Origin of the sequence: Duganella caerulea (assembly GCF_040362985.1) — a bacterium.
GTDB classification, from domain to species: domain Bacteria; phylum Pseudomonadota; class Gammaproteobacteria; order Burkholderiales; family Burkholderiaceae_D; genus Rugamonas; species Rugamonas vulcania.
Genome location: NZ_BPWJ01000001.1, coordinates 254,706 through 277,849, shown reverse-complemented (window position 1 = coordinate 277,849; position 23,144 = coordinate 254,706). Strand labels below are relative to the sequence as shown.

Here is a 23,144-nt window from a genome sequence, read left to right as displayed (position 1 = left end):
GGGCTCATGCTCTTCAGACCTGCCTTTTTGATAGAAAGTTCCCCAACAATCAAAATATATTTTTACGTTTCAGAACCAGCTTTCCGGGATCACCAACACGTCTCCCGGCTGCACCGCCACATTGGCAGAAATGTCGCCGTCACGCAATAGGTCCTGCAAGCGTACTGGCAAGCTCTGCCGGTTGCCTCGCACCGTCCGGATGATCTGCGCCTTGTTGCCGGCCGCGAAGTCGGTGATGCCCCCCACAGCGATCAGCACGTCCATCAGCGACATGCCCTGCCGGTAGGCCAGCGCCTGCGGCTTGGCCGCCTGGCCGATCACCCGGATCTGCTGGTTGTACGGGCCGACAAAGCTGGTCACGATCACGGTCGCCATCGGCTGCTGGATATACTTTTCCAGCGCCTTCTCGATATCGCGCGCCAACTGGGTCGACGTCTTGCCGGCCGCCTGCAGGTCCTCGACCAGTGGCGTGGTGATTTTCCCGTCCGGCCGGACCGGCACGCTCACGGAGACCTCGGGATTGCGCCAGACATTGATGTTGACCACGTCGCCGGCGCCGATCAGATAGTCGCCGAGCGGCGCGGACAGTTCTTCCTGCGGCAACGCGGCGCGGTGCGCGCAGCCCGCCAGCAACACCAATGAGAGCCAGGCTGTGGCGGCAATACGCAATAGTGGATGCATGACGAATCTCGCTTCAATGGTCCAGCTTTCATGATTCAGAAAAGCCGCCCGTCGCTGCTTGATCTGTCTCAATCACTGAGAAGTTAGGAAAACATTCCGGATAACGAGCCATATAATTTAGCTTCACCTTCCCCAGGCCAATGGAGCAATCGCAACATGGAGCAGATGATTAGCCAGCTGTTAATCAGTTTGCAGGGGATATGGAAATATCGCTGGTATGCGATCGCCGTCATGTGGCTGGTGGCGCTGGCGGGCTGGACCAAGGTGGCGCTGCTGCCCGACGATTATCAAACCTCGGCGCGAATCTTTGTGGACACCCAGAGCATTCTCAAGCCGCTGCTGGCGGGCATGACCAGCGTACCCAATGTCGAGCAACAGGTCTCCATCATGAGCCGCACCTTGCTCAGCCGTCCGAACATCGAGCGCGTGATACGCACGGTGGACCTGGACCTGAACACCAAGACCGCGCGCGACCACGAACAACAGTTGGAAGAGCTGATGAGCAAGATCAAGATCGGCAGCACCGGCACCAACGACATCTACACCATCACATACAACGGCCGCAGCCCCAAGCTGGTGCACGACGTCGTGCAATCCCTGCTGACCATCTTTGTCGAAGGCAGTTTCAAGGGTAAAAATGGCGAAACCAAAAAGGCGGTGCAGTTCATTGACGACCAGATCAAGGCATATGAAGACAAGCTGATCAGTGCGGAAAACGCCGTCAAGGAATTCAAGCTAAAGAACAACGGTCTGTTGCCGCGCCAGGGCGTCGACTACAGCAGCCAGCTGATGCAGTCAGCGGACACCCTCAACACCGCCCGCCTGGAACTGGTGGAAGCCGAACAGGCGCGCAACGCCATCCGCAGCCAGATCAGCGGCGACGAGCCCGTGTTGGGCGCGGATCTGAATCCGGCCAGCATCGACAGCCCCGAACTCGACGGCCGTATCGCCGCCCTGAACAAGAATCTCGACGCCTTGCGCATGCAATACACCGAACTCCATCCGGACATCATCGCCGCCAAGCGCCTGGTGGCGCAGCTGGAGGCGCGCAAGGTGGAGGAAAGCAAGCTCAAGCCTGCGGGTGACCCAGGCAAGAACTACAGCCCGATGCTGCAGCAGCTCAAGGTGGCACAAACCGAGGCCGACGCCAAGGTGGCCGCCATCAGCGCCCGCGTACAGGAGTATGCCGCGCGCCACCAGCGTCTGCTGGCCCAGGCCAACGCGGTGCCGGAAATTGAATCCGAGCTGGCCCAGCTGAACCGCGACTACCTGATCAACAAGGACAATTACGAAAAGCTGATCGGCCGGCGCGAGGCGGCCAAGCTGTCCGGCGAACTGAGTTCCAACACCGACATGATGACCTTCAAGATCATCGACGCGCCGATCGTACCGTTATTGCCGGTCGGCCCCAACCGCGTACTGCTGGCCAGCCTGGTGCTGGGCGGCGCGCTGATCACCGGCTTGGCGGCGGCCTTGCTGATCAGCCAGGTGCGCCCCACCTTCCTCAGCCCCAGCGAGCTGCGCGAACGCACCGGCCTGCCGGTGTTGGGCACGGTGTCGATGACCTGGACCGTGGGCCAGCAAATCAAACGCAAACGGGATCGCTACGCCTTCGGCACCGCACTGTCCTGTCTGTTTGTGGCCTATGGCGCCGTCCTGGCGGCGACGGCCCTTCGATACTAGGAGTAGCACATGGAGCAACACACCGAGCATGCGCCCCGTCCGGGCGGCGCCCCGCGGCATATCGAGATCAATCTAGAACGGTTGAGCCAGCTCGGCATGGTGACCCATGACGGCGGCCGCACCCCCGTGGCCGAGGATTTCCGCATCATCAAGCGCCCTCTGCTGCGCAATGCCCGCGGCGACCGTGATGTCCCGCCGCTACGGCACGGCAACCTGATCGTCGTGACCAGCGCCCTGCCCGGCGAAGGCAAGACCTTTTGCGCCGTCAACCTGGCGATGAGCATTGCGATGGAGATGGATATCACGGTGCTGCTGGTCGACGCCGATGTCGCGCGGCCGTCGGTCCTCAAGGTCTTGGGCATGCCCGCCGAGCCCGGCTTGATGGACATCCTGCTGCGCGAACGCACGGAGCTCTCCGATGTGATCCTCAAGACCAACGTCGCCACGCTCAGCATCCTGCCGGCCGGCCGGGCCAACAAGCACGCCACCGAGCTGTTGGCCAGCCGCAGCATGAGCCGCCTGCTGACCGAGATCGCCGAGCGCTACGCCGACCGCATCGTCATCTTCGACTCGCCGCCGCTGCTGATGACCACGGAAGCGAGCGTGCTGGCCGCCCAGATGGGCCAGATCGTCATGGTGGTCGAGTCCGAGACTACCAGCCAGCACGCGGTCAAGGAGGCGCTGCGCCATATCGAGCAGTGTCCGCATGTCAGCCTGATCTACAACAAAAGCAAGGCCTTCCCCGGCGGCGAATACTATGGTTATTATGATTAACCTGGCTCCGCGCGGCGCCCCGTATCAACTGAGCATGCTGGTATTGCTGTCGCTGCCGGCCTGCGCCATTCCGGCCGAGTGGACCGTCGTACCCTCGCTGCGCATGCGGGAATCCTACACCAACAATATGAACCTGGCCCCGCCCGGCAATGCGCAAGACGAGTTCACCACCGAGCTGGCGCCCGGCATCGCCGTCAGCACCGACGGCCCGCACCTCAAGCTGGCGCTGGACTATTCCCTGCAGAAGATCCATTACACACATCGCGCGGACCGCAGCACCCAGCAGCTCGACGCCCAAGGCCATGCCGACCTGATGCGCGACTGGCTGTACCTGGACGCCCGCTCCAGTATCAGCCAGCAAAACATTTCGCCCTTCGGTCCCCAAGTGCTGGAGGCCACGCAGGTCACCGCCAACAGCAGCACGGTACGCGCGACCAGCATCAGCCCTTATCTGCAGCACCATTTCCACGGTCTGGCCACCGCCCAGCTGCGCTACGACTACCAGCGCGTCACCGGCGGCGGACTGCTCGGCGTGCGCAGCGATGACACCAACCTGCGCCTGACCGGCGACAACGACGGCCAGGGTTGGAACTGGGACATGCGCGCGGACCTCAAGCACATCGACGACAACGCGCTGCCGCCCGTCACCATGAACGACACCGCGCTGACGCTAAGCTATCCACTCAACAGCCGGCTGTCGCTGTCGGCCACCGGCGGTTACGAAAAGAGCGACTACTATACCGGCGGCGCGCAGCCGCAGGGCCGCCACTGGTCGGCCGGCGGCAACTGGACGCCATCGCCGCGCACCAAGGTCGCGGCCAGCGTCGGTCGCCGCTATTTTGGCAACACCTACAGCCTGGACGCCGAATACCGGATGCACAGCATGTTCTGGTCGCTCAATTACAACGAGGACATCACCACCACGCACGGCGAGTTCCTCCGCATACAGCCAACCGGCCTCAGCGATTTCCTCTACCAGCTGTGGGCCACCCGCATTCCCGATCCGCAGACCCGGCTGCAGACCATCAAGGTCTTCCTGCTGATTTCCCAGATGCTGGGCCCGGACGGCAACGTCAACTTCTTCAGCCATCGCTACTTCCTGCAGAAAGACTGGAAACTGGCCACCGTCTACACCAGTCCGCGCAGCGCCCTGGCGCTCAGCCTGACAAGCACGCGCCGCACCGCGCAAAGCAGCAGCGCCATCGACAGCCCTCTCCTGAAGCCGGACGAACTGGCGCTGGAAGACCGCACGCGCCAGACCGCCGCCCAGGCCGGCTGGAACTGGCGCATGTCGCCGCGCAGCAGCGTCACCGTGGGCGCCAGCCACAGCCGTGCCGAATCGCTGAGCACCGGACGTAGCGACCGCAACAGCGTGCTGACCCTGGCCCTGACTCATCAACTGCAGCCCAAGGTCAGCGCCAGCGTCGACCTGCGGCATGTCCGCCACACCAGCAACGCGGGCGGCGATTACCGTGAAAACGGTATCGGTGCCGCGCTCACTGTCGCTTTCTGAACGGAGTCCAAGATGTCCACGCCCCACCGCATCGCCTGCGTCGTCGCCGCCCGCCCGAACCTGATGAAGATGGCGCCCATCCTGCGCGCCCTGGCCGCCTGCGCCACGCCGATTGAATCCATCCTAGTCCACACCGGCCAGCACTACGACGCCGACATGGACGGTGACTTCTTCACCACGCTGGGAATGCGCGCACCGGACATTCAGCTGCAGGTCGGCTCCGGCAGCCACGCAGCGCAAACCGCGCTGGTCATGGAGCGTTTCGAACCAGTGCTGGAATCGACCGCACCGTCGGCCGTGCTGGTGGTCGGCGACGTCAATTCCACCCTGGCCTGCGCGCTGACCGCAGCCAAGATGCAAATCCCGGTGCTGCACGTGGAGGCCGGCCTGCGCAGCTACGACCGCGCGATGCCGGAAGAAATCAACCGCGTCCTCACCGACCAGCTGTCGACGCTGCTGTTCACCAGCGAGGCCAGCGGCATGAACAACCTGCTGCGCGAAGGCATCCCCGCGGCGCGCATCCACTTCGTCGGCAACGTCATGATCGACACGCTGCAGCGCGAACTGGCGCGGGCCACGCCGGTGCTGGACGTGCTGCGCCAGGTCAACCTCGCCGGCTTCCTCCAGCACGACACGCGCTACGCGCTGCTGACCCTGCACCGTCCCTCCAACGTCGACGATCCGCGCCGGCTGCGCATGCTGATGGAGACCATCGTCAAGCTCAGCGACGACGTGCCGGTGCTGTTTCCCCTCCACCCCCGCACCCGCGCGATGCTGCAACGTTACGAGCTCGGCAAATTGCTCGACACCCCGCGCGTCGCCTGCCTGCCGCCGCAAGCCTACCGCGCCATGCTGGGCCTGATGAAGCAGGCCAGCCTGGTGCTGACCGACTCCGGCGGCGTGCAGGAGGAAACTACCGCGCTCGGCATCCCCTGCCTGACCCTGCGCGACAGCACGGAGCGCCCGGTCACCGTCAGCGAAGGCAGCAACGCCATCGCCGGTCGCGACGCCTCCGTCATCCTGGCCCTGAGCCGCGACATCCTGCGCTACGGCGGCAAGGCCGGACGCATCCCCACCTTCTGGGACGGCCACGCAGCCGAGCGCATCGCCGGCCATATCGGGCGCTGGCTCAGCATCAACGGAGAGCCGGGATGCGCAATGCGCTGACGATCGACGTCGAGGACTATTTCCAGGTCTCGGCCTTCGCCACCCACATCAAGCGCGCGGACTGGCCAACGCTGCCGTGCAGGGTCGAGCGCAACGTCGACCTGATCCTCGCCCTGCTCGACCAGCACCACACCCAGGCAACCTTCTTCACGCTGGGCTGGATCGCCGAGCGCTACCCGGCGCTGGTGCGGCGGATCGCCGACGGCGGCCACGAGCTCGCCAGCCACGGCTATGCCCACCTGCGCGCCAGCGAACAGACGCCCGAGCAATTCAGCGACGACATCCGGCGCAGCAAGCACCTGCTGGAGCAGCTGACCGGCAAAGCCGTGCTCGGCTATCGGGCGCCCAGCTTCTCCATCGGCGCCCGCAATCTGCAGGCGCTGGACAGCCTGCTCGATGCCGGCTACCGCTACAGCTCCAGCATCTATCCCATCCAGCACGACCACTACGGCATGCCCGACGGCGCCCGTTTCGCATGGCGTCCGAGGGGCGACGCCGGCTTGCTCGAGCTGCCGATCAGCACGCTCCACATCGCCGGCCGCAACTGGCCGGCCGGGGGCGGCGGCTACTTCCGCCTGTTGCCCTACGCCGTCTCGCGCTGGGCCTTGCGGCGCATCAATTCAGTCGACGGCCAAGCTGGCATATTCTATTTTCATCCGTGGGAACTCGATCCCGGCCAGCCCAGGCAGCGCGGCGTTGGCTTCAAGACCAGGTTCCGCCACTACCTCAACCTGCACCGCACAGAGGGGCGCATCGTCCGCCTGCTGCGCGACTTCGAATGGGGCCGGATCGACCATATCTTTCTTGGGAATGCACGATGCAGTGGAGCATAGGACAAATGGGGTCGCATGACCGCGCGCGTTGGGACGCCTTCGTCCAACGCTGCCCCAATGCCACGTTCTTCCACCGCGCCGGCTGGCAACGGATCATGGAAGACGTCTTCGGCCATCCCACCTGGTATTTATATGCCGAGTCATCCGGCCGGATCCAGGCCGTTCTGCCGCTGGCCCAGGTCAACAGCCGGCTGTTCGGCAACACGCTGTGTTCGCTGCCGTTCTGCGTCTATGGCGGCATCGCCGCCGAGGACGAAGGCGCGGCCGCCGCGCTCGACCAAGCCGCGCAGCAGCTCGCCAGCCGCCTGCGGGTCGACCACCTGGAATACCGCCACCTGCAAACGCGGCACGCGGACTGGTTGCACAAGGAGCTGTACGCCACCTTCCGCAAACCACTGGCCGCCGACAACGAGCAGAATCTGCAGGCCATCCCGCGCAAGCAGCGCGCCATGGTGCGCAAAGGCATGGTCGCCGGCCTGCGGGCCACGATCGACGCCGACAGCGACCGCCTCTACGCCAACTACGCCACCAGCGTGCACCGCCTCGGCACGCCGGTATTCAACCGGCGCTACTTCCGCGTTCTGCAGCACACCTTCGGCGACGACTGCGAAATCCTCAGCGTGCAACAGGGAAGCAGCGCGATCTGTTCGGTGATGAGCTTCCATTTTCGCGACGAAATCCTGCCCTACTACGGCGGCGGAGGCGACGCGGCCCGCGCCTGCGCCGGCAACGACTTCATGTACTGGGAAGTGATGCGCCGCGCCGCCGACCGCGGCCGCAAGCTGTTCGACTTCGGCCGCAGCAAATACGGCACCGGCGCCTTCCACTTCAAAAAGAACTGGGGCTTCGAGCCGCAGCCGCTGCGCTACGACTACCAGCTGCATCGCGCCAAGCGGCTCAAGGACATGCAACCCTTGAATCCGCGCCTGCAGTTGCTGATACGCGCCTGGCGGCTGATGCCGTTGTCGCTGGCGAACACGATCGGGCCGCACATCGTGCGGCAATTGGGGTAATGCCATGCGCGACCTGCTGTACTTGACGCATCGCATCCCCTTCCCGCCCAACAAGGGCGACAAGATACGCGCCTACAACGTGCTGCGCTACCTGCAACGCCACTTCCGCGTTCATCTGGGCACCTTCATCGACGATCCGGCCGACCAGCAATATACCAGGCAACTGGCCACCGGCTGCGCCAGCGCCCTTTTCGTCCGCCTGCGCCCACGCCTGGCGCGGCTGTCGAGCGTCCCGGCGCTGTGGCGCGGCGAGTCGCTCAGCGTCGCCTACTATCACCACCGGGCAATGCGCGACTGGGTGCGCGACACGCTGGCGCAACACCGTATCGACACCGCCCTGGCTTTTTCCGGCCCCATGGCACAATACCTGCCGGCCCGCACCGCGCGCGGACCCTTGCACCGCGTGCTGGACCTGGTCGATGTCGATTCCGAAAAATGGCAGAACTACGCCGACCACCGGCGTTGGCCGATGTCATCGCTGTACCGGCGCGAAGGCCGCAACCTGCTGGAATTCGAACGGGCCGCTGCCCGCGGCTACGACCAGGTCCTGCTGGTCTCCCGCGCGGAAGCCGAGCTGTTCCGGCTACGCGCGCCCGAATCAGGACACAAGACCGGATATTTCAGCAACGGCGTCGACACCGCTTACTTCGCGCCGCAGCCCGGCGTGCCGGACCCCTACCACGGCGCCCGCGCGCTGGTGTTCACCGGGGCCATGGACTACCCCCCCAATATCGAAGCCGTGGTCTGGATGGCGGAGCGGGTCATGCCGGCCCTGCGGCTGCGCTTCCCCAACCTGCAATTCCACATCGTCGGCGCACGGCCAGATCCCCAAGTAAGGATGTTGGCGCGGCTTCCGGGCATCCACGTCAGCGGCACGGTGCCCGATATCCGCCCCTACCTACAACACGCGGCGCTGGCCGTGGCGCCGCTGCAGATCGCGCGCGGCATCCAGAACAAGATCCTGGAAGCCATGGCCATGGCAAAGAGCGTTGTGGCGACGCCGCAAGCGCTCGAAGGACTGTCTGCCGTCCCGGGGCAAGACCTGATCTGCGCCGCCACCGCCATCGAATTCATCCGGCGCATCAGCGAGCAATTGCAAGCACCGCAGCCGCTCGGAACGGCGGCCCGCGAGCGCGTGCTGCATGATTATCAGTGGGAGCGCAACCTGGAGCGGCTCGGCGACGTGCTCTACGTCTCCGCGGCGGCCAGTGCGCAACCGGAGCCTGCGCCATGAGCGCCGCGCTGTCCCCCCTGCCGCTACCGGCGGTCGAGCCGCAAGCCAACCCGACCGGGCGCTGGGCCTATGCCTGTCTGCTGCTGGCGCTCGCTGGCCTGCTGGCCTTGCACTGGCCTACCGTCGCGGCGATGGCCGGTCTGTGGTGGCATTCGCAAACCTTCGCCCACGGCCTGGTGGTGGCGCCCGTCAGCGTCTGGCTGGTGTGGCGGCAGCGCGCCCGGCTGGCCGGGTGCGCGCTCCGTCCCTCGCCGTTCATGTTGCTGCCGCTGGCGGCGCTGGGCTTGCTGTGGCTGCTTGCCGCCGTGGCCAACGTCCCCGTCCTGCAGCAATACAGCCTGGTGCTGATGGTGGCGGCGCTGGTCGCCCTGGTGCTGGGCTGGTCCTACGCGCGCGCCATCACCTTCGCGCTGGCCTACCTGCTGCTTTCCGTCCCGTTCGGCGAAGTGCTCATTTCGCCATTGATCGACTTCACTTCCAGCTTCACGGTCGGCGCCTTGCAGCTGGCTGGCATCCCCGTGTTCCGCGATAACAATCTGTTGTCTCTACCCAGCGGCAACTGGTCGGTGGAGGAAGCGTGCAGCGGCCTGCGCTACCTGATCGCCTCGTTCGCGCTGGGCACGCTCTACGCCCACCTGAGCTACCACAGCCGCGGCCGCCAGCTGGCGTTCGTTGCCGTGTCGCTGATCCTGCCCATCGTCGCCAACGGTGCGCGCGCCTTCCTGATCGTGCTGATCGGGCACTACAGCAACATGACGCTGGCGGTCGGCATCGACCATCTGATCTATGGCTGGTTGTTCTTCGGCCTGGTCGCGACCTCGATGTTCTGGGTCGGCGCGCGCTGGCGCGACGTGCTCCCCGCGAAACAAGCCACGCCGGCTTCCCGCGCGTCGGTCGCGCCCCCTGCCGCCTTCACCAGAGCGGCACTGACAGGCCTGGTCACCCTGGCCGTCTGGCCGGCGCTGGCCTATCTCGCACTGCGGACGCCGGCTGACGCCGCGCCCCCGGAAACCCCGCTCGCACTCGCGCCACCGCCGGGACCATGGCGCGCCAGCGACCTGCGCGACAGCGACTGGCACGTCCGCCACGCGGGCACACCGCAGCGCTGGGCCGCCAACTATCGCGACGGTGCACATCTGGTCTCGCTACAACTGACCTGGTACCGCCACCAATCGAAGGGCAACGAATTGTCGGCCCAGGTCTGGAACGCCCCGCAAACCGGACTGCCGTGGAAAGAAATAGCGGACGCGAGCCGCCGCATACATTACGGCCAGCACAGCATTGAAATCAGACAGTCGACCGTCCAGGCCGGCGACACCAAGCTACTGGTCTGGCGCTGGTACCGGCAGGCGGAACACGACACCAGCAGCCCGTTGCTGCTCAAGCTGCTGCTGGCCCGCGACAAGCTATTGGGCTTGGACGACAGCGGCGCCGAGATCGTCCTGGCAAGCCGCTACGATGAGCGCCCCGAGCAGGCTGCCGACGCCATGCAAAGCCTGTTGTCCGCCATGCTGCCCGCCATTGAACAAGGACTCGCCCATGTCGCCGGACAATGACCCGCCCGCCACGCCGTTGATCGTGCACCTGATCCAGCGCCTCGACGTGGGCGGCCTGGAGAACGGCCTGATCAACCTGATCAACCACCTGCCGCCGGACCGCTACCGGCACGCCATCGTCTGCCTGCGCGACTACAGCGACTATCACCTGCGCATCCAGCGGCCCGGGGTTGAAATCATCAGCATCAACAAGCGCGAGGGCAAGGACTGGGCGCACTACCTGCGGCTGTTCCAGACCCTGAAACGCTTACATCCGCTCATGATCCACACCCGCAACCTGTCCGGCATCGAGGGCCAGTTGCTGGCGGCGGTGGCCGGCGTGCGCCTGCGCGTGCACGGCGAGCATGGGCGCGACATGGACGACCTCCACGGCCTGAGCCGCAAATACCGCCTGCTGCGCAAGCTGCTGCGTCCGCTGATCGGCCACTTCATCGCGGTCAGCAAAGACCTGGAGACCTGGCTGATCGGCACCATCGGCGCGCGCCCGCAACGCGTCACCCAAATCTGCAACGGTGTCGACAGCTTGCAGTTCCACCCGCGCCTCGGCCCGCCGGCCGCAATCGGCCCCGACGGCTTCCTGTGCGAAGACGCCTTCGTCATCGGCAGCGTGGGCCGCATGGCCGAGGTCAAGGACCATCTGACGCTGGTGCAGGCGTTCATCCTGCTGGTCGCCGAGCACGCGCTGCCGCGCGACCGCGTGCGCCTGCTGATCGCCGGCGACGGTCCATGTCGCCAGGCCTGCCTGGACCTGCTGCATCAGGCCGGCATGGACGAGCTGGCCTGGCTGCCCGGCAACCGCGACGATATTCCGCAACTGATGCGCGCGATGGACGTGTTCGTCCAGCCGTCGCTGGCCGAGGGCATGTCCAACACCATCCTGGAGGCGATGGCCACCGGCCTGCCAGTGGTGGCGACGGCGGTCGGCGGCAATCCCGATCTGGTCCGCAGCGGCTGGACCGGCACACTGGTGCCCCCGAACGCGCCCACCATGCTGGCCGACGCCATCAACGATTACTACCGCCTGCCCGCGCTGGCTGTCAGCCACGGCCAGCGCGGCCGGCGCCGGGTGCTGGCCGAATACAGCCTGAACGCGATGGCCGACGCCTACCTGGCGGTCTACGACGCCCTCGCCGCCCCAACGCGACCGATGAAAGGATAGCCATGTGCGCCATCGCCGGAATCTTCGACCTCCACCGCCATGCCGACATCGACGCCGGCCTGCTGCAAGCCATGACCGACCGCCAATTCCACCGTGGCCCGGACCAGGGCGGCACCCACCACGAACCTGGCCTGGGGCTGGGCCACCGCCGCCTGTCCATCATCGACCTGGGCGGCGGCCAGCAGCCCTTGTTCAACGAAGACCGCAGCGTGGTGGTGGTCTACAACGGCGAGATCTACAACTACCCGGCGCTGATGCGCGAGTTGCAGCAGTTCGGCCACACCTTCCGCACCCACTGCGACACCGAGGTCATCGTCCACGCGTGGGAGCAATGGGGCGAGCGCTGCGTCGAGCACTTTCGCGGCATGTTCGCCTTCGCGCTGTGGGACCGGCGCCAGCAGTCGCTGCTGCTGGCGCGCGACCGCCTTGGCGTCAAGCCGCTGCACTACGCGCTGCTGGACGACGGCCAGCTGCTGTTCGCCTCGGAAATGAAAGCGCTGCTGGTCCACGAAGGACTGCGGCGCGATCTCGACCCGTTGGCTGTCGAGGACTACTTCGCCTACGGCTACATCCCGGAGCCGCGCACCATCTTCCACCAGATCCGCAAACTGCCGCCGGGACACACGCTGCTGCTGCGCAAAGGCCAGGCGCCGTCGGCGCCGCGCCAGTACTGGGACATCCCGTTCGCCGTGCGCGCCCCCACCAGCGAGGCCCAGGCCGCCGACGAGCTGCTGGCGCGCCTGCGCGAGGCGGTCCGCATCCGCTTGGTGGCCGAGGTGCCGCTGGGTGCCTTCCTGTCCGGCGGCGTCGATTCGAGCGCCGTGGTGGCCATGATGGCGCTGGAATCGAAAGCCCCCGTCACCACCTGTTCAATTGCCTTCGGCGACCCGCAATTCGACGAATCGCCCTACGCGCGCATGGTGGCCGAACGCTACGCCACCCAGCACCACGCGCAAAGCGTCGAGCAGCACGACATCAGCCTGGTCGACCGCCTTGCCGGCCTGTACGACGAACCCTACGCCGACAGCTCCGCCCTGCCAACCTATCGGGTCTGCCAGCTGGCGCGCCAGCGCGTGACCGTGGCCCTGTCCGGCGACGGCGGCGACGAGAACCTGGCCGGCTACCGCCGCTACCGCTGGCACCTGCACGAGGAACGCTGGCGCAACCTGCTGCCGTCCGGCCTGCGCCGCCCGCTGTTCGGCACGCTGGGCCGCCTCTATCCCAAGGCCGACTGGGCGCCCCGCCCGCTGCGTGCCAAGACAACCTTCCAGGCGCTGGCCCGCGATTCCGTGTCGGCGTATTTTCACAGCGTCAGCATCATGAGCGACCAGCTGCGCGGCGCCCTGTTCAGCAACAAGCTCAAGCGCGAACTGGCCGGCTACCACGCACGCGAGGTGCTGCAACGGCACGCCCGGCGATGCCCGGCCGACGATGCTCTCTCCCGCATACAGTACCTCGACCTGAAGACCTACCTGCCCGGCGACATCCTCACCAAGGTCGACCGCGCCAGCATGGCCCATGGCCTGGAGGTCCGGGTGCCGTTGCTGGATCACCAACTGGTCGAATGGATGTCCAGCCTGCCTCCAGAATTGAAGCTGCGCGGCGGCACCGGCAAATACCTGTTCAAGCGCGCGCTCGAACCCCACCTGCCGGATGAGCTTCTGTACCGCGACAAGATGGGGTTCTCGGTGCCGCTGGCCGGCTGGTTACGCGGCCCGTTGCGGCGCCAGCTTGAAAACAGCTTGCGCAGCCCCGTGCTGGCCGACTGCGGCATGTTCAACCTCGACCACATGCAAACGCTGCTGGCGCAGCATCTGTCCGGCCGCAGCGATCACAGCGCGCCGCTCTGGTCCCTGATGATGTTCGAATCCTTCCTGCGCCAACTGCCGGTGGCCGCGCCGCGCAAGCTGGTGCGACAGGCGGCCTGATCATGCGCGTGCTCCACATCCTCGACCATTCGCTGCCGCTGCACAGCGGATACACCTTCCGCACGCTGGAGATATTGCGCCAGCAACGCAAGCTGGGTTGGCACACCATCCACCTGACCAGCGCCAAGCACGGCGGCGCCCCGGACCAGCAGGACATCGACGGCTGGCACTTCTTCCGCACGCCGGCGTTGCGGCGCTGGTGGTCCGGCCTGCCCGTGCTGCGCCAATGGTCCGTGGTCGTGGGCCTGCAGCAGCGCCTGCTGCCGATCGCGATCCGATGCAAGCCGCACATACTGCACGCGCACTCGCCCGCGCTCAACGCCGTCGCCGCACTGCGCGTGGGACGGGCGCTGGGCATACCCGTGGTCTACGAAATCCGCGCCTTCTGGGAGGACGCCGCGGCCGACCACGGCACCAGCCGCCCCGGTGGCATCCGCTACCGGCTCACGCGCGCGCTGGAAAGCCACGTGCTTCGCCGCGCCGACGCCATCACCACCATATCGCAAGGCCTGCGCGACGACATCGTCGCCCGGGGCATCCCCGCCAGCAAGGTCACCGTCATCCCCAACGCGGTGGACGGCAAGCGCTTCGCGGCGGTCACGCCGTCACGGGACAAATTGGCCCACAGCCTGGGCCTGACCGGCGGTCCCGTGCTGGGCTTCGTCGGCTCGTTCTACGCCTACGAGGGCCTGGCACTGTTGATCGCCGCCATGCCCCGCCTGCTGGCCGACGCACCCTCGACGCAACTGCTGCTGGTCGGCGGCGGCCCGCAGGAGGCCGAACTGCATGCGCTGGTGGATGCGCTGGATCTGCGCGCCAGCGTCAAGTTCACCGGACGCGTGCCGCAGGAACTGATCGGCGACTACTACCAGCTCACCGATATCCAGGTCTATCCACGCCTGCCGATGCGCCTGACCGAGCTGGTCACGCCGCTCAAGCCGCTGGAAGCCATGGCGCAGGGGCGCCTGGTGGTGGCGTCGGACGTCGGCGGCCACCGCGAACTGATCGAGCACGGCAAGACCGGCCTCCTCTTCAAAGCCGGCGACGCCGAGGCGCTGGCGGCACAGGTCCTGCACTTGGTTCACCATGCCGACACCTGGCCGGCGCTGCGCAGGCAGGCCCGCGCCTTCGTGGAAGCCGAGCGCAACTGGCCGGCCTGCGTCGCCCGCTACATTCCCGTCTACCAGCGCCTGGTCGCGCCGCCGCCATGAACGGCCCGCCCCCTCAAACCACGCGGCCGGTGGACATCGCCGGACTGTGCATCGCCCTGGTCGGCCCTTTGCCGCCGCCCGATGGCGGCATCGCCAATCAAACCGTGCAACTGGCCCGGCTGCTGCGCGAGGCCGGCGCAGAGGTCGAACTGGTGCAGGTCAACCCGGTCCAGCCGGCCTGGCTGGCCTCGCTGCGCGGTGTGCGCGGCGCCGCCCGCCTGCCGCCCTATCTGTGGCGCTTGTGGCGGGCTGCGGGGCGGGCGCAGCTGCTGCATGTCATGGCCCATTCCGGCTGGTCGTGGCACTTGCACGCCGCGCCGGCGATCTGGATCGCCCGCCTGCGCGGCAGGGGCGTACTGGTCAACTATCGCGGCGGCGAAGCGATGGATTTTCTCAACCGCAGCGCGGCGCTGGTCCGCTGGAGCATGTGCCACGTCGACGCGCTGATCGTGCCGTCCGCCTTCCTCGCCGAAGTCTTCACGCTGCACGGCATGAACGCGCAAATCGTCCCCAACGTCATCGACTTGGCACGATTCCATCCGCCGGCCGACGCCCCGCCGCACGCCGCCATCCTGGTCGCCCGCCACCTCGAACCGCTGTACGACCAGGCAACGGCCTTGAAGGCCTTCGCCATTGTCCGCCGCAGCCTGCCGCACGCCCACATGACCCTCTGCGGCGAAGGCCCGGAGCTGGGCAGATTGCAGCAACTGGCGCGGGACCTGGACTTGGGTCAGGCGCTGCACTTCACCGGCAGGCTGGACAACTCCACAATGGCCACGCTCTATCGCCAGAGCGATCTGGCGCTCAACGCCAGCCTGGCCGACAACATGCCGAACTCCATCCTGGAAGCCTGGGCCAGCGGCGTGCCGGTCGTCAGCACGGACGTGGGCGGGATACCGTATCTGGTGCGCGACCAGGTCAACGCCGTGCTGGTGCCGCCGCGCGACCCCGAAGCCATGGCCCAGGCCATGCTGGCCGTGCTGCAATCCCCGGAGCGCGCGCGGGCGCTGGCCCGGGCCGGGCTGGCCGAGACGCAACGCTACGCCTGGCGCCAAGTCGCCCCCTTGCTGACGGCGCAATACCGGCGCGTACTCAGGCGCCCGCCCGCATCCGGCTACACGGCCCTGGTCTCCCGGCTGCTGTTTCCGCTGCACGAACTGCTCAAGCGGCACACCAGCGTGGCGTTGCGGAGGCGCATGGAACAGACCCAGTGGTGGCCGCAGTCCCGACTGGAATCGCTGCAGCTGACCCGGCTGCGCGCGCTGCTGCTGCACGCGTCAGAACATGTGCCGTACTACCGCCAGCTTTATGCCAGGCTCGACTTCGACGCCACCCGCGTCCGCGACCTGCGCCAACTGAGCCGCCTGCCCATCCTGACCAAGGCCGACATCAACCGCCATCGGGCCGACTTCATCGCCGACAACGCCGGACCGCTGCAGCGCTTCAACACCGGCGGTTCCAGCGGCGAGCCGCTGATCTTCTTCCAAGGCAAGGCGCGGGTCAGTCACGACGTGGCCGCCAAATGGCGCGCCACCCGCTGGTGGGGCGTCGACATCGGAGATCCCGAAGCGTTGATGTGGGGATCGCCAATCGAGCTCAACGCCCAGGACCGCTGGCGCACGCGGCGCGACCGCATGCTGCGCAGCCTGCTGCTACCGGCGTTCGACCTGTCGCCCGCCCGCCTGGACGACTACCTGAGCAAGCTGCAGCGACTGCGGCCCGCCATGCTGTTCGGCTACCCGTCGGCCCTGTGCGTGCTGGCGCGGCACGCGCAAGGAAAGCAAATCCGGTTGGACCGGCTGGGCATCAAAGTCGTGTTCGTCACCGCCGAACGGCTCTATGAGGAACAACGCAGCTTGCTCGAGCAGACATTCGGCGCCCCGGTCGCCAACGGCTACGGCGGGCGCGACGCCGGCTTCCTCGCCCACGAATGTCCGGAAGGCGGCCTGCACATCACCGCAGAGGACGTCATCCTGGAAATTGTCGATCCGCAGGGCGTGCCGGTCGCGCCGGGCGAAAACGGCGCCATCGTCGTCACCCATCTCGCCAGCGGCGACTTTCCGTTCATCCGCTACGCCACCGGCGACGTAGGCGCGCTCGACACCCGCCCCTGCGTCTGCGGCCGAGGCCTGCCCCTGCTGAAACGCGTGGAAGGCCGCGTCACCGATTTCGTGGTCGCGCGCGATGGCACCGTCATGCACGGTCTGGCGCTGATCTACGTGCTGCGCGACCTGCCACAGATACGCGCCTTCAAGATCATCCAGGAAAGCCTGGACATCACGCGCGTGCTGCTGGTGAGCGTCAGCGGCCTGCCGCCATCCTTGCGGATCGACATCATCACCAAGTTTCGCGCGCGTCTGGGAGCCTCGGTGGACATCGTGATCGAAGAAGTCACGGAAATCCCGGCGGAAGCTTCCGGCAAGCACCGTTACGTCATCAGCAAGGTAGCGACCAACTGAACCAGGAGCCGACATGCCCATCCTCGCCTATACCGCGATCGCCTTGCTTCTGGCGGTTTCGCTACACACCCTGCACAAACTGCGCCGCGTGCACGTGCTGCTGTACGACCTGCGCGACCAGACCCGCAACGACCAGACCGGCTTGTTCCGCCAACTGGAAGCCCTGCAAGGCCTCTACATCGAGCTCGACCTCAAGCACAGCCTGCCGCCGACGCGCGGCTGGGCGGCCTCCCCTGATTTCCTGCTGGAAGTCGCACGCCACGCGCGGGACCTGAAACACGCGACGGTGCTGGAATGCAGCAGCGGCATCTCCACCGTGGTGCTGGCGCGTTGCATGCAGCTGAACGGCGCCGGCCGTGTCTACAGCCTGGAGCACGACGCAGGCTTCGCCGAGCAAACGCGCGCACAACTGCGCCGCCACGGCCTGCAGGACTGGGCCATCGTCATCGACGCGCCATTGACACCGTACGACCTCGACGGCCAATCGTGGCCCTGGTACGATCTGGCGCAATTGCCGGCGCTGCTGACCGTGGATTTGCTGGTCATCGACGGTCCTCCGCAGGCGACGCGCTTGCAGGCGCGCTACCCGGCAGGGCCATTGCTGTTCCCTCGTTTGAACCCGGGCGCCGCCGTCTACCTCGACGATGCCGCGCGCCCCGACGAACAAGCCATCCTGCGGCGCTGGCGGCAGGATTTTCCGGCGCTGGCGTACTCCTCGCAAGGCTGCGAAAAAGGCTGCGCGCTGATGCGCAAGGATTAACGCTCGGCCACCACCGCCCGCACCAGGCGGGTTTCATCGGGATGCTCGAGATGATAGCGGTCGCGCGCGAGACGCATTACGGCAAGATGGCTGTCCACGGTGTCAGGCAGCAATTCGACGCCGAAGTCCCGCGGGGCATCGCCAACGCCGTACATCCTTGCCAAGATCATCGCCCCCACGTTGCTGCGGTAATGCGACGTCTCCCAGTAATATTGCATCGACGACCTGTGGCTCACCTGCGGTATGGCCTCGGTCGTCACGCTGTTGAAGCCCGAGAAGTCGAAGACGCGAATGTCGCAGCCAGCCGCCCGCTGGTGCTGCCCCAATTGCGTCAGGGCGCGCTGCCATGTTTCCAGTGCCGGCCACTTGCCCGCCCAGTACAAGGCATCGGCGGTCATCGCGTGGGTCGGATTGAGGTACAGGCGGATGCTGGTGCCGGCAGCGCACAAGCCGGCCAAGCTGCGCTGCAACGCCGTCAACGCCTCGGCAGTCGGCCCCTCGCCCCGCAGATACTCGCGCACACGGGGAATGATCACCGCCCCGGTCCCGCCCAGGCTTTCGATACGATCCCGCACGCAAGCGTCATCCCGCTGACCGTAGAACGCCAGGCTGGACCGGCAATCGCGGCCCAGGGTGCCGCGCAGCAGGCGGATTGAATCGGCCGTCATGTCGAACGCCAGCGCGCGACGGGCGTCCAACAGACCACGCCGCCACAAATACAACGGACCTTCCGCCACCAATTCGCGGTTGAAGTCGGTGTTGCCGATCTCCATGGAGAACGACGGCGGGTCCATGCCCCAGACCAAAGTTTTTATATGCCCGACGTGGACCGCATGGCGAGCCATGTCCATCGCGTCAGCCAGCGACGCGCCGGACAGCGCCCCGTTGAACACATCTTGGCCGGCGAACACCGGTGCGCGCGTCGGCAGTCCCAATTCCGTGCGCGAGTTTCCGACGTACAGCACCGCCGGCTTGAATTTGGCCAGCGCATAAGTCTTGCCCCAGGCGCTGAGCTTTTCGCGCCCAGGCCGCAGGCGCTGGACGGACGGCGTCTGCCATTGATGCGTCAGGTAGGGATCGACTTGATAGTTCAGCACGGTCACCGCACCCGTCACCAGCGCACAGCTGGCGCAAAAGATGCCGACATAGTTACGCCATTCGGCGCCTGGATGGGGATCCATGTTCAAAATTGGAAGTAAAGAAATTCGCTGACGTGGTTCATGCTGAACAGGCAACCAAGAAACAGCAGGGAAAACGCCAGGCTCCACGCCTTGCGCGGCCGCCAGGACCAGTGCAGACGCCGTTGCGTCGCAACGCAAGGAGCGTAGTGACGGAAGATTTCCTGCGTGTTGGGCGCCAGGAAGGCCAGTGGCACCGCCAGAGCCAGAACCAGCACGCCGGCTCCGCCGAAATCGATCCAGCGTATGCCTGAGAACTGCGCGCCGCCGTGAAAATACGGTGCATAGGCCGCCAACCCATGTGGCAAGGCGAGGCCATTGGCACCTGCCATTCCGCGCAGGACATCGCCGGCAGTGGACAGGTCCGGCGCCCGGAACACCACCCACGCCACCACGACCGCAAGAAAAGTCAGGCACCGGCCCCACCACTGCGGCAGGCCCGGCCCCACCCAAGCGATCCATCCACGATGCAGCACCAGATAGACGCCGTGCAGGCCTCCCCACACCACGAATGTCCAGCCGGCGCCGTGCCACAACCCGCCGAGCAGCATGGTCAGCATCAGGTTGCGCAGCCTGTGATGGCGATTGCCGCCGAGCGGCACATAAAGATAGTCGCGCAGGAAGCGCGACAACGACATATGCCAACGCCGCCAGAACTCGGCGATATTGCCCGCTTGGTAGGGAGAATTAAAATTCAACGGCAGCTGCACGCCAAACAAACGCGACAAGCCGATCGCCATGTCGGAATAACCTGAAAAGTCGAAGTACAGCTGGAAGGTGTAAGCCAGCGCGCCTATCCAGGCCTCGATCAGCTGCGGATGGGCCTGGGCCGCGAACACCGGTGCCACCAGCGGCGACAGCGGATCGGCCAGCAGCACCTTCTTCGCAAACCCGACAACGAAAATGGACAAGCCCACAGCGACGTCCGCCGCATTCAATCCCGGCGGTCGCTCGAACTGCGGCATCATTTCCTTGTGGTGCAGCACCGGCCCGGCGATCAGGTGCGGGAAGTAGCTGACAAACAAGGCGTAATGGATGAACCGGTACTCACCGGCCAAACCGCGATGGCAATCGACCAGGAAAGCGATCTGCGTAAAAGTGAAGAACGAGATTCCGATCGGCAGCACGATATGCCAGTCATGCAACGGGGCGCCAAGCAGCGTGTCGACACTGGCCATGAAAAAGTTCGCATACTTGTAATAGCCGAGCAAAGCCAGGTTCGCCGTCAGACCGAGCAGCAGCCATTGCTTGCTTCGGTTGCGGGACGCCAGCATGCGCGCCGCACAGCAGTAATTGAAGCTGATTGAGGCCATCAATAGCGGCAGATAGCGCCAATCCCAATAACCATAGAAACATAGCGACGCCAACGCAAGCCAGGCAATCGCCCATCGGGGACGCAGCTTGGCCAGCACAAAATACCCGGCCAGCACGACCGGAAAATACAGAAACAAAAAACTAAACGAATTAAACAGCACGGCACGCCTCTTGCGCCCGGCGGGTCCGGTGGAACAGCTCGGTATAGCAAGCCACCATCTGCTCGGCGACTCGCTGCCAGCTAAAGCGCTCGACCAGGCCCCGCACCAGCACCCGCTCCGGCGGGTCGGCGATCAGGTCCAGAATTGCGTGGCGCAAGCCGGCCTCATCATCCCAGTGCAACTGCTTCAGGGCGAAACTACTGTTAGGCAGGTTCAGCGCGCTTTCATCAGTCATCACCACCGGCGTGCCGGCCGCCAGCGCTTCCACTACCGACAAGGGAAACACCTCGCCATGGCTCGGCAACGCCAACACCGACGCGCTGGCATAGGCGCTGGCCAGCAGCGGATCGTCATGCTCGAGCTGGCCCAGCCAGCGCACGCGGGGCAAGGCCAGCAACTGCTGCAGATAGCCCTGGTGCTGTCGCTGCGCCCGGCCGATCAACACAACAGGCAACCCGGTCTGCGCCAGCGCGCGCACCAGACCCAGCTGGTTTTTGTAGGGCGAGATCGCCCCCACCATCAACACGAACGGACCGGCCAATCCCGTACAGCGGCGAAACTCTTCCTGCCGCGCGCCGAAGAAGTGCGGACTGATGCCATTCGGCAGCATGCGGATATTCCCCTCGGGTATCTGGAATGCGCTGACGATGGCGTCGCGCTCGGCCGCGCCCAGCGCGATCACCATCTGCGCCAATTGCAATGCACGCTTGGTTTGCGCATAGCTAGTCTGCACATTCCACCCCGTCAGGCGCCCGGTCAGGCTGTCGGCCAGCCTGGCGCGTATGCCATCCAGGCGGCCCCAACCAGGCGACAGCACCGGCGACAGCACCACCGGCACGCCGAGGTCAGACGCCAGCTCCACCAACCGGTGGTTGCCGTTGATCGCCGAAAAGACATGGATCAGGTCGAACTGGTCCAGGCGTTGGCGGTTGGCGTCGACCAACACCACCTCCAGGCCGAGGGCGGATTGTTCCTGAAGCGCACGCACTGTCGACCGCACCTGCACTTGCAGCCCGCCCTCGCGCTGGAACAACATGGGATATGACAGGATTCCTACGCGCATAAAGTGACCTCTATTTTCCGAATCTCGCCCTGACCTTGCGGCCCGCCAGCGCGCACTCTGCGGCCAGCTCATGCTGGAACAGCAGAATTGCCGCCAGCCACAGCGGCAACGCGATCGACGCCGCCACCGACAGCTGAACCAGCGCGTGCGCGGCCGGCTGGGGATGCAACGCCAGCAGCAACGGTCCGCTCAGACTCACCAGCGCCACCACCCCGCTGCGCCGGAGCGCGCCGAGCAAGGCCGTCAGTTCCAGACCTGCCAACTGGCGCAGATAGCGAAATGTCCAGATGCTTCGGAACACGCCACCCAGCACCACGCCCCACGCCACCCATTTCAGGCCCAGCGGCGCCGCCAGCAATACCGCGCACACCCGCACCGGCACCGACAGCGCGTCCAGCTTGGCTTGCGTGCCGACCGCGCCCATCGCCACAAACAGATAGCGTGCCATGCTAAACATGCTATACAACGCGCTCGACAGGCATATGATGCGTATCAACGGGACGCATGCATCCCACTGCTCGCCGTACAACACCCGCACCACGGCCGGCGCCATGATGGCCACGAAGCCGAAGAACGGCCAGGCCAGCACGGTCATATAGCTGGCCGTGGTCAGGTAGGCCTGACGCAGATCGTCGCCAGCGCGCGCCTGCGCGGAGAACAGCGGAAACACCACCGGCGAAATCGCGCCGGTCACCAATTGATTGAACACGTTCAGCACGCCCTGCGCCTTGCCGAAGATGCCCACCTCGGCAACGCCGATCATCTTGCCGATGATCAGGTCGGGGGCGGCCACGCCCAACTCATCGATCACGCTGCTGACGGTGGAAATCGACCCGAACTTCAGGATCGACCGCATACCGCGCCGCGCGGGCCAGCGCGGCAGGCCTGGCGGCCAGCAGCACAGACTCGCCAACAGCGCCGCAGCGGTGCCGGCCACCGCGCCCCAGACCAGGCTCAGGTAGCTGTACCCCAGCCAGGCCAGCGTCACCGACACCAGCAGTTGCGCGGCGGTGCTGACGGTGTTGATCGCGAAGATGGCGGAGAAGCGCATCTGGCGCCGCAGAAAAGGCAACGCCAGCGAACTGAAGGGAATCAGCAGGAAGTTGATCGACAACAGCTGCAGCACCGTGCTCAGGCGCGGATCCCGATAAAACCGCGCCGCCACGCCGCTACCGCACAGCACCACCGCCGCCAGCGACCAGGCCACCAGGATGCTGGTACCCAGCGCGGCGCGCAGCTTGTCCTCGGTCAATTGCTTTTCCTGGATCACGTAAGGCCCGACGCCAAAGTCGCGCACCGCCTGCGCCAGGCCGGCCAGCACCGCGCCCACCGCATAGACGCCGATCTCGGCCGGCGTCAACAGCCGCGCCAGCACCATCATGCCGATTGTGTTCAGCAGCAGCAACGTGTATTTCTCGCCGAAAGACACCGCGAAGGACAGGCGTGGCTGCATGGCA

At 65.9% G+C, this 23,144-nt stretch carries 18 protein-coding genes; 13 read left to right on the top strand and 5 right to left on the bottom strand.

Going from position 1 to position 23,144, the window contains the following annotated elements; genetic code table 11:
* Nucleotides 1–69: 69 nt before the first annotated feature.
* Nucleotides 70–681 carry an XrtA/PEP-CTERM system exopolysaccharide export protein gene (locus tag ACUJB0_RS01215; protein ID WP_444843597.1) on the bottom strand — a complete coding sequence of 204 codons (612 nt, stop codon included), beginning with the start codon at nucleotides 679–681 and terminating at the stop codon, nucleotides 70–72.
* Between the two features lie 156 nt (nucleotides 682–837).
* Here ACUJB0_RS01215 and ACUJB0_RS01210 point away from each other — a divergent pair, with 156 nt between their 5' ends.
* From ACUJB0_RS01210 to ACUJB0_RS01150, 13 genes are read left to right on the top strand one after another with little or no spacing between them, the layout of a single operon-like run.
* The gene (locus tag ACUJB0_RS01210; protein ID WP_444843596.1) at nucleotides 838–2,364 is read left to right on the top strand and encodes an XrtA system polysaccharide chain length determinant; all 1,527 of its coding nucleotides are present in this window, start codon (nucleotides 838–840) and stop codon (nucleotides 2,362–2,364) included.
* Between the two features lie 9 nt (nucleotides 2,365–2,373).
* Nucleotides 2,374–3,138, top strand: coding sequence for an XrtA-associated tyrosine autokinase (locus ACUJB0_RS01205; RefSeq protein WP_444843595.1), 765 nt, complete (start codon nucleotides 2,374–2,376; stop codon nucleotides 3,136–3,138).
* Nucleotides 3,122–4,651 carry a TIGR03016 family PEP-CTERM system-associated outer membrane protein gene (locus tag ACUJB0_RS01200; RefSeq protein WP_444843594.1) on the top strand — a complete coding sequence of 510 codons (1,530 nt, stop codon included), beginning with the start codon at nucleotides 3,122–3,124 and terminating at the stop codon, nucleotides 4,649–4,651. The genes ACUJB0_RS01205 and ACUJB0_RS01200 overlap by 17 nt, the downstream gene beginning before the upstream one ends.
* A gap of 12 nt (nucleotides 4,652–4,663) precedes the next feature.
* Complete coding sequence (gene wecB / locus ACUJB0_RS01195) at nucleotides 4,664–5,818, top strand: non-hydrolyzing UDP-N-acetylglucosamine 2-epimerase (protein ID WP_444843593.1); 1,155 nt, start codon at nucleotides 4,664–4,666, stop codon at nucleotides 5,816–5,818.
* On the top strand, nucleotides 5,803–6,651 hold the full coding sequence (locus tag ACUJB0_RS01190) for an XrtA system polysaccharide deacetylase (protein ID WP_444843592.1): 849 nt from the start codon (nucleotides 5,803–5,805) through the stop codon (nucleotides 6,649–6,651). Before wecB ends, ACUJB0_RS01190 begins: the two co-directional genes overlap by 16 nt.
* A gap of 5 nt (nucleotides 6,652–6,656) precedes the next feature.
* A complete protein-coding gene (locus ACUJB0_RS01185; RefSeq protein WP_444843591.1) occupies nucleotides 6,657–7,664 on the top strand; it encodes a FemAB family XrtA/PEP-CTERM system-associated protein in 1,008 nt (335 codons plus the stop codon).
* A 22-nt stretch (nucleotides 7,665–7,686) separates the two neighbouring features.
* Nucleotides 7,687–8,898 (top strand): TIGR03087 family PEP-CTERM/XrtA system glycosyltransferase, encoded by a 1,212-nt coding sequence (locus tag ACUJB0_RS01180; protein WP_444843590.1) that lies wholly within the window; start codon nucleotides 7,687–7,689, stop codon nucleotides 8,896–8,898.
* Nucleotides 8,895–10,454: an exosortase A gene (gene xrtA, locus ACUJB0_RS01175; protein ID WP_444843589.1), complete on the top strand. Its 1,560-nt coding sequence runs from the start codon at nucleotides 8,895–8,897 to the stop codon at nucleotides 10,452–10,454. The genes ACUJB0_RS01180 and xrtA overlap by 4 nt, the downstream gene beginning before the upstream one ends.
* Nucleotides 10,438–11,613 (top strand): TIGR03088 family PEP-CTERM/XrtA system glycosyltransferase, encoded by a 1,176-nt coding sequence (locus ACUJB0_RS01170; protein WP_444843588.1) that lies wholly within the window; start codon nucleotides 10,438–10,440, stop codon nucleotides 11,611–11,613. Before xrtA ends, ACUJB0_RS01170 begins: the two co-directional genes overlap by 17 nt.
* A 2-nt stretch (nucleotides 11,614–11,615) precedes the next feature.
* Nucleotides 11,616–13,541: an XrtA/PEP-CTERM system amidotransferase gene (locus ACUJB0_RS01165; RefSeq protein ID WP_444843587.1), complete on the top strand. Its 1,926-nt coding sequence runs from the start codon at nucleotides 11,616–11,618 to the stop codon at nucleotides 13,539–13,541.
* A 2-nt stretch (nucleotides 13,542–13,543) separates the two neighbouring features.
* Nucleotides 13,544–14,752, top strand: coding sequence for a TIGR04063 family PEP-CTERM/XrtA system glycosyltransferase (locus ACUJB0_RS01160; protein ID WP_444843586.1), 1,209 nt, complete (start codon nucleotides 13,544–13,546; stop codon nucleotides 14,750–14,752).
* Nucleotides 14,749–17,211 (top strand): glycosyltransferase, encoded by a 2,463-nt coding sequence (locus tag ACUJB0_RS01155; protein WP_444843585.1) that lies wholly within the window; start codon nucleotides 14,749–14,751, stop codon nucleotides 17,209–17,211. The genes ACUJB0_RS01160 and ACUJB0_RS01155 overlap by 4 nt, the downstream gene beginning before the upstream one ends.
* A 13-nt stretch (nucleotides 17,212–17,224) precedes the next feature.
* Nucleotides 17,225–17,971 (top strand): class I SAM-dependent methyltransferase, encoded by a 747-nt coding sequence (locus tag ACUJB0_RS01150; RefSeq protein ID WP_444843584.1) that lies wholly within the window; start codon nucleotides 17,225–17,227, stop codon nucleotides 17,969–17,971.
* On the opposite strand, the gene ACUJB0_RS01145 is transcribed toward ACUJB0_RS01150, so the two are convergent.
* From ACUJB0_RS01145 to ACUJB0_RS01130, 4 genes are read right to left on the bottom strand one after another with little or no spacing between them, the layout of a single operon-like run.
* Complete coding sequence (locus tag ACUJB0_RS01145; protein WP_444843583.1) at nucleotides 17,968–19,152, bottom strand: hypothetical protein; 1,185 nt, start codon at nucleotides 19,150–19,152, stop codon at nucleotides 17,968–17,970. The two genes, ACUJB0_RS01150 and ACUJB0_RS01145, sit on opposite strands and share 4 nt — an antisense overlap.
* 2 nt (nucleotides 19,153–19,154) lie before the next feature.
* Nucleotides 19,155–20,624 carry an MBOAT family O-acyltransferase gene (locus ACUJB0_RS01140; RefSeq protein WP_444843582.1) on the bottom strand — a complete coding sequence of 490 codons (1,470 nt, stop codon included), beginning with the start codon at nucleotides 20,622–20,624 and terminating at the stop codon, nucleotides 19,155–19,157.
* Nucleotides 20,614–21,660 carry a glycosyltransferase gene (locus ACUJB0_RS01135; protein WP_444843581.1) on the bottom strand — a complete coding sequence of 349 codons (1,047 nt, stop codon included), beginning with the start codon at nucleotides 21,658–21,660 and terminating at the stop codon, nucleotides 20,614–20,616. The genes ACUJB0_RS01140 and ACUJB0_RS01135 overlap by 11 nt, the downstream gene beginning before the upstream one ends.
* A 37-nt stretch (nucleotides 21,661–21,697) precedes the next feature.
* A complete protein-coding gene (locus ACUJB0_RS01130; protein ID WP_444843580.1) occupies nucleotides 21,698–23,140 on the bottom strand; it encodes a lipopolysaccharide biosynthesis protein in 1,443 nt (480 codons plus the stop codon).
* Between the last annotated feature and the right edge of the window lie 4 nt (nucleotides 23,141–23,144).

What these genes read in the sequence shown, in the direction of transcription:
- xrtA (WP_444843589.1), top strand. Translation starts at nt 8,895, where the DNA reads ATGAGCGCCGCGCTGTCCCCCCTGCCGCTACCGGCGGTCGAGCCGCAA.
- ACUJB0_RS01170 (WP_444843588.1), top strand. Translation starts at nt 10,438, where the DNA reads ATGTCGCCGGACAATGACCCGCCCGCCACGCCGTTGATCGTGCACCTG.
- ACUJB0_RS01185 (WP_444843591.1), top strand. Translation starts at nt 6,657, where the DNA reads ATGGGGTCGCATGACCGCGCGCGTTGGGACGCCTTCGTCCAACGCTGC.
- ACUJB0_RS01150 (WP_444843584.1), top strand. Translation starts at nt 17,225, where the DNA reads ATGCCCATCCTCGCCTATACCGCGATCGCCTTGCTTCTGGCGGTTTCG.
- ACUJB0_RS01155 (WP_444843585.1), top strand. Translation starts at nt 14,749, where the DNA reads ATGAACGGCCCGCCCCCTCAAACCACGCGGCCGGTGGACATCGCCGGA.
- ACUJB0_RS01160 (WP_444843586.1), top strand. Translation starts at nt 13,544, where the DNA reads ATGCGCGTGCTCCACATCCTCGACCATTCGCTGCCGCTGCACAGCGGA.
- ACUJB0_RS01190 (WP_444843592.1), top strand. Translation starts at nt 5,803, where the DNA reads ATGCGCAATGCGCTGACGATCGACGTCGAGGACTATTTCCAGGTCTCG.
- ACUJB0_RS01215 (WP_444843597.1), bottom strand. Translation starts at nt 681, where the DNA reads ATGCATCCACTATTGCGTATTGCCGCCACAGCCTGGCTCTCATTGGTG.
- wecB (WP_444843593.1), top strand. Translation starts at nt 4,664, where the DNA reads ATGTCCACGCCCCACCGCATCGCCTGCGTCGTCGCCGCCCGCCCGAAC.
- ACUJB0_RS01145 (WP_444843583.1), bottom strand. Translation starts at nt 19,152, where the DNA reads ATGGATCCCCATCCAGGCGCCGAATGGCGTAACTATGTCGGCATCTTT.
- ACUJB0_RS01130 (WP_444843580.1), bottom strand. Translation starts at nt 23,140, where the DNA reads ATGCAGCCACGCCTGTCCTTCGCGGTGTCTTTCGGCGAGAAATACACG.
- ACUJB0_RS01200 (WP_444843594.1), top strand. Translation starts at nt 3,122, where the DNA reads ATGGTTATTATGATTAACCTGGCTCCGCGCGGCGCCCCGTATCAACTG.
- ACUJB0_RS01210 (WP_444843596.1), top strand. Translation starts at nt 838, where the DNA reads ATGGAGCAGATGATTAGCCAGCTGTTAATCAGTTTGCAGGGGATATGG.
- ACUJB0_RS01165 (WP_444843587.1), top strand. Translation starts at nt 11,616, where the DNA reads ATGTGCGCCATCGCCGGAATCTTCGACCTCCACCGCCATGCCGACATC.
- ACUJB0_RS01205 (WP_444843595.1), top strand. Translation starts at nt 2,374, where the DNA reads ATGGAGCAACACACCGAGCATGCGCCCCGTCCGGGCGGCGCCCCGCGG.
- ACUJB0_RS01135 (WP_444843581.1), bottom strand. Translation starts at nt 21,660, where the DNA reads ATGTTGTTCCAGCGCGAGGGCGGGCTGCAAGTGCAGGTGCGGTCGACA.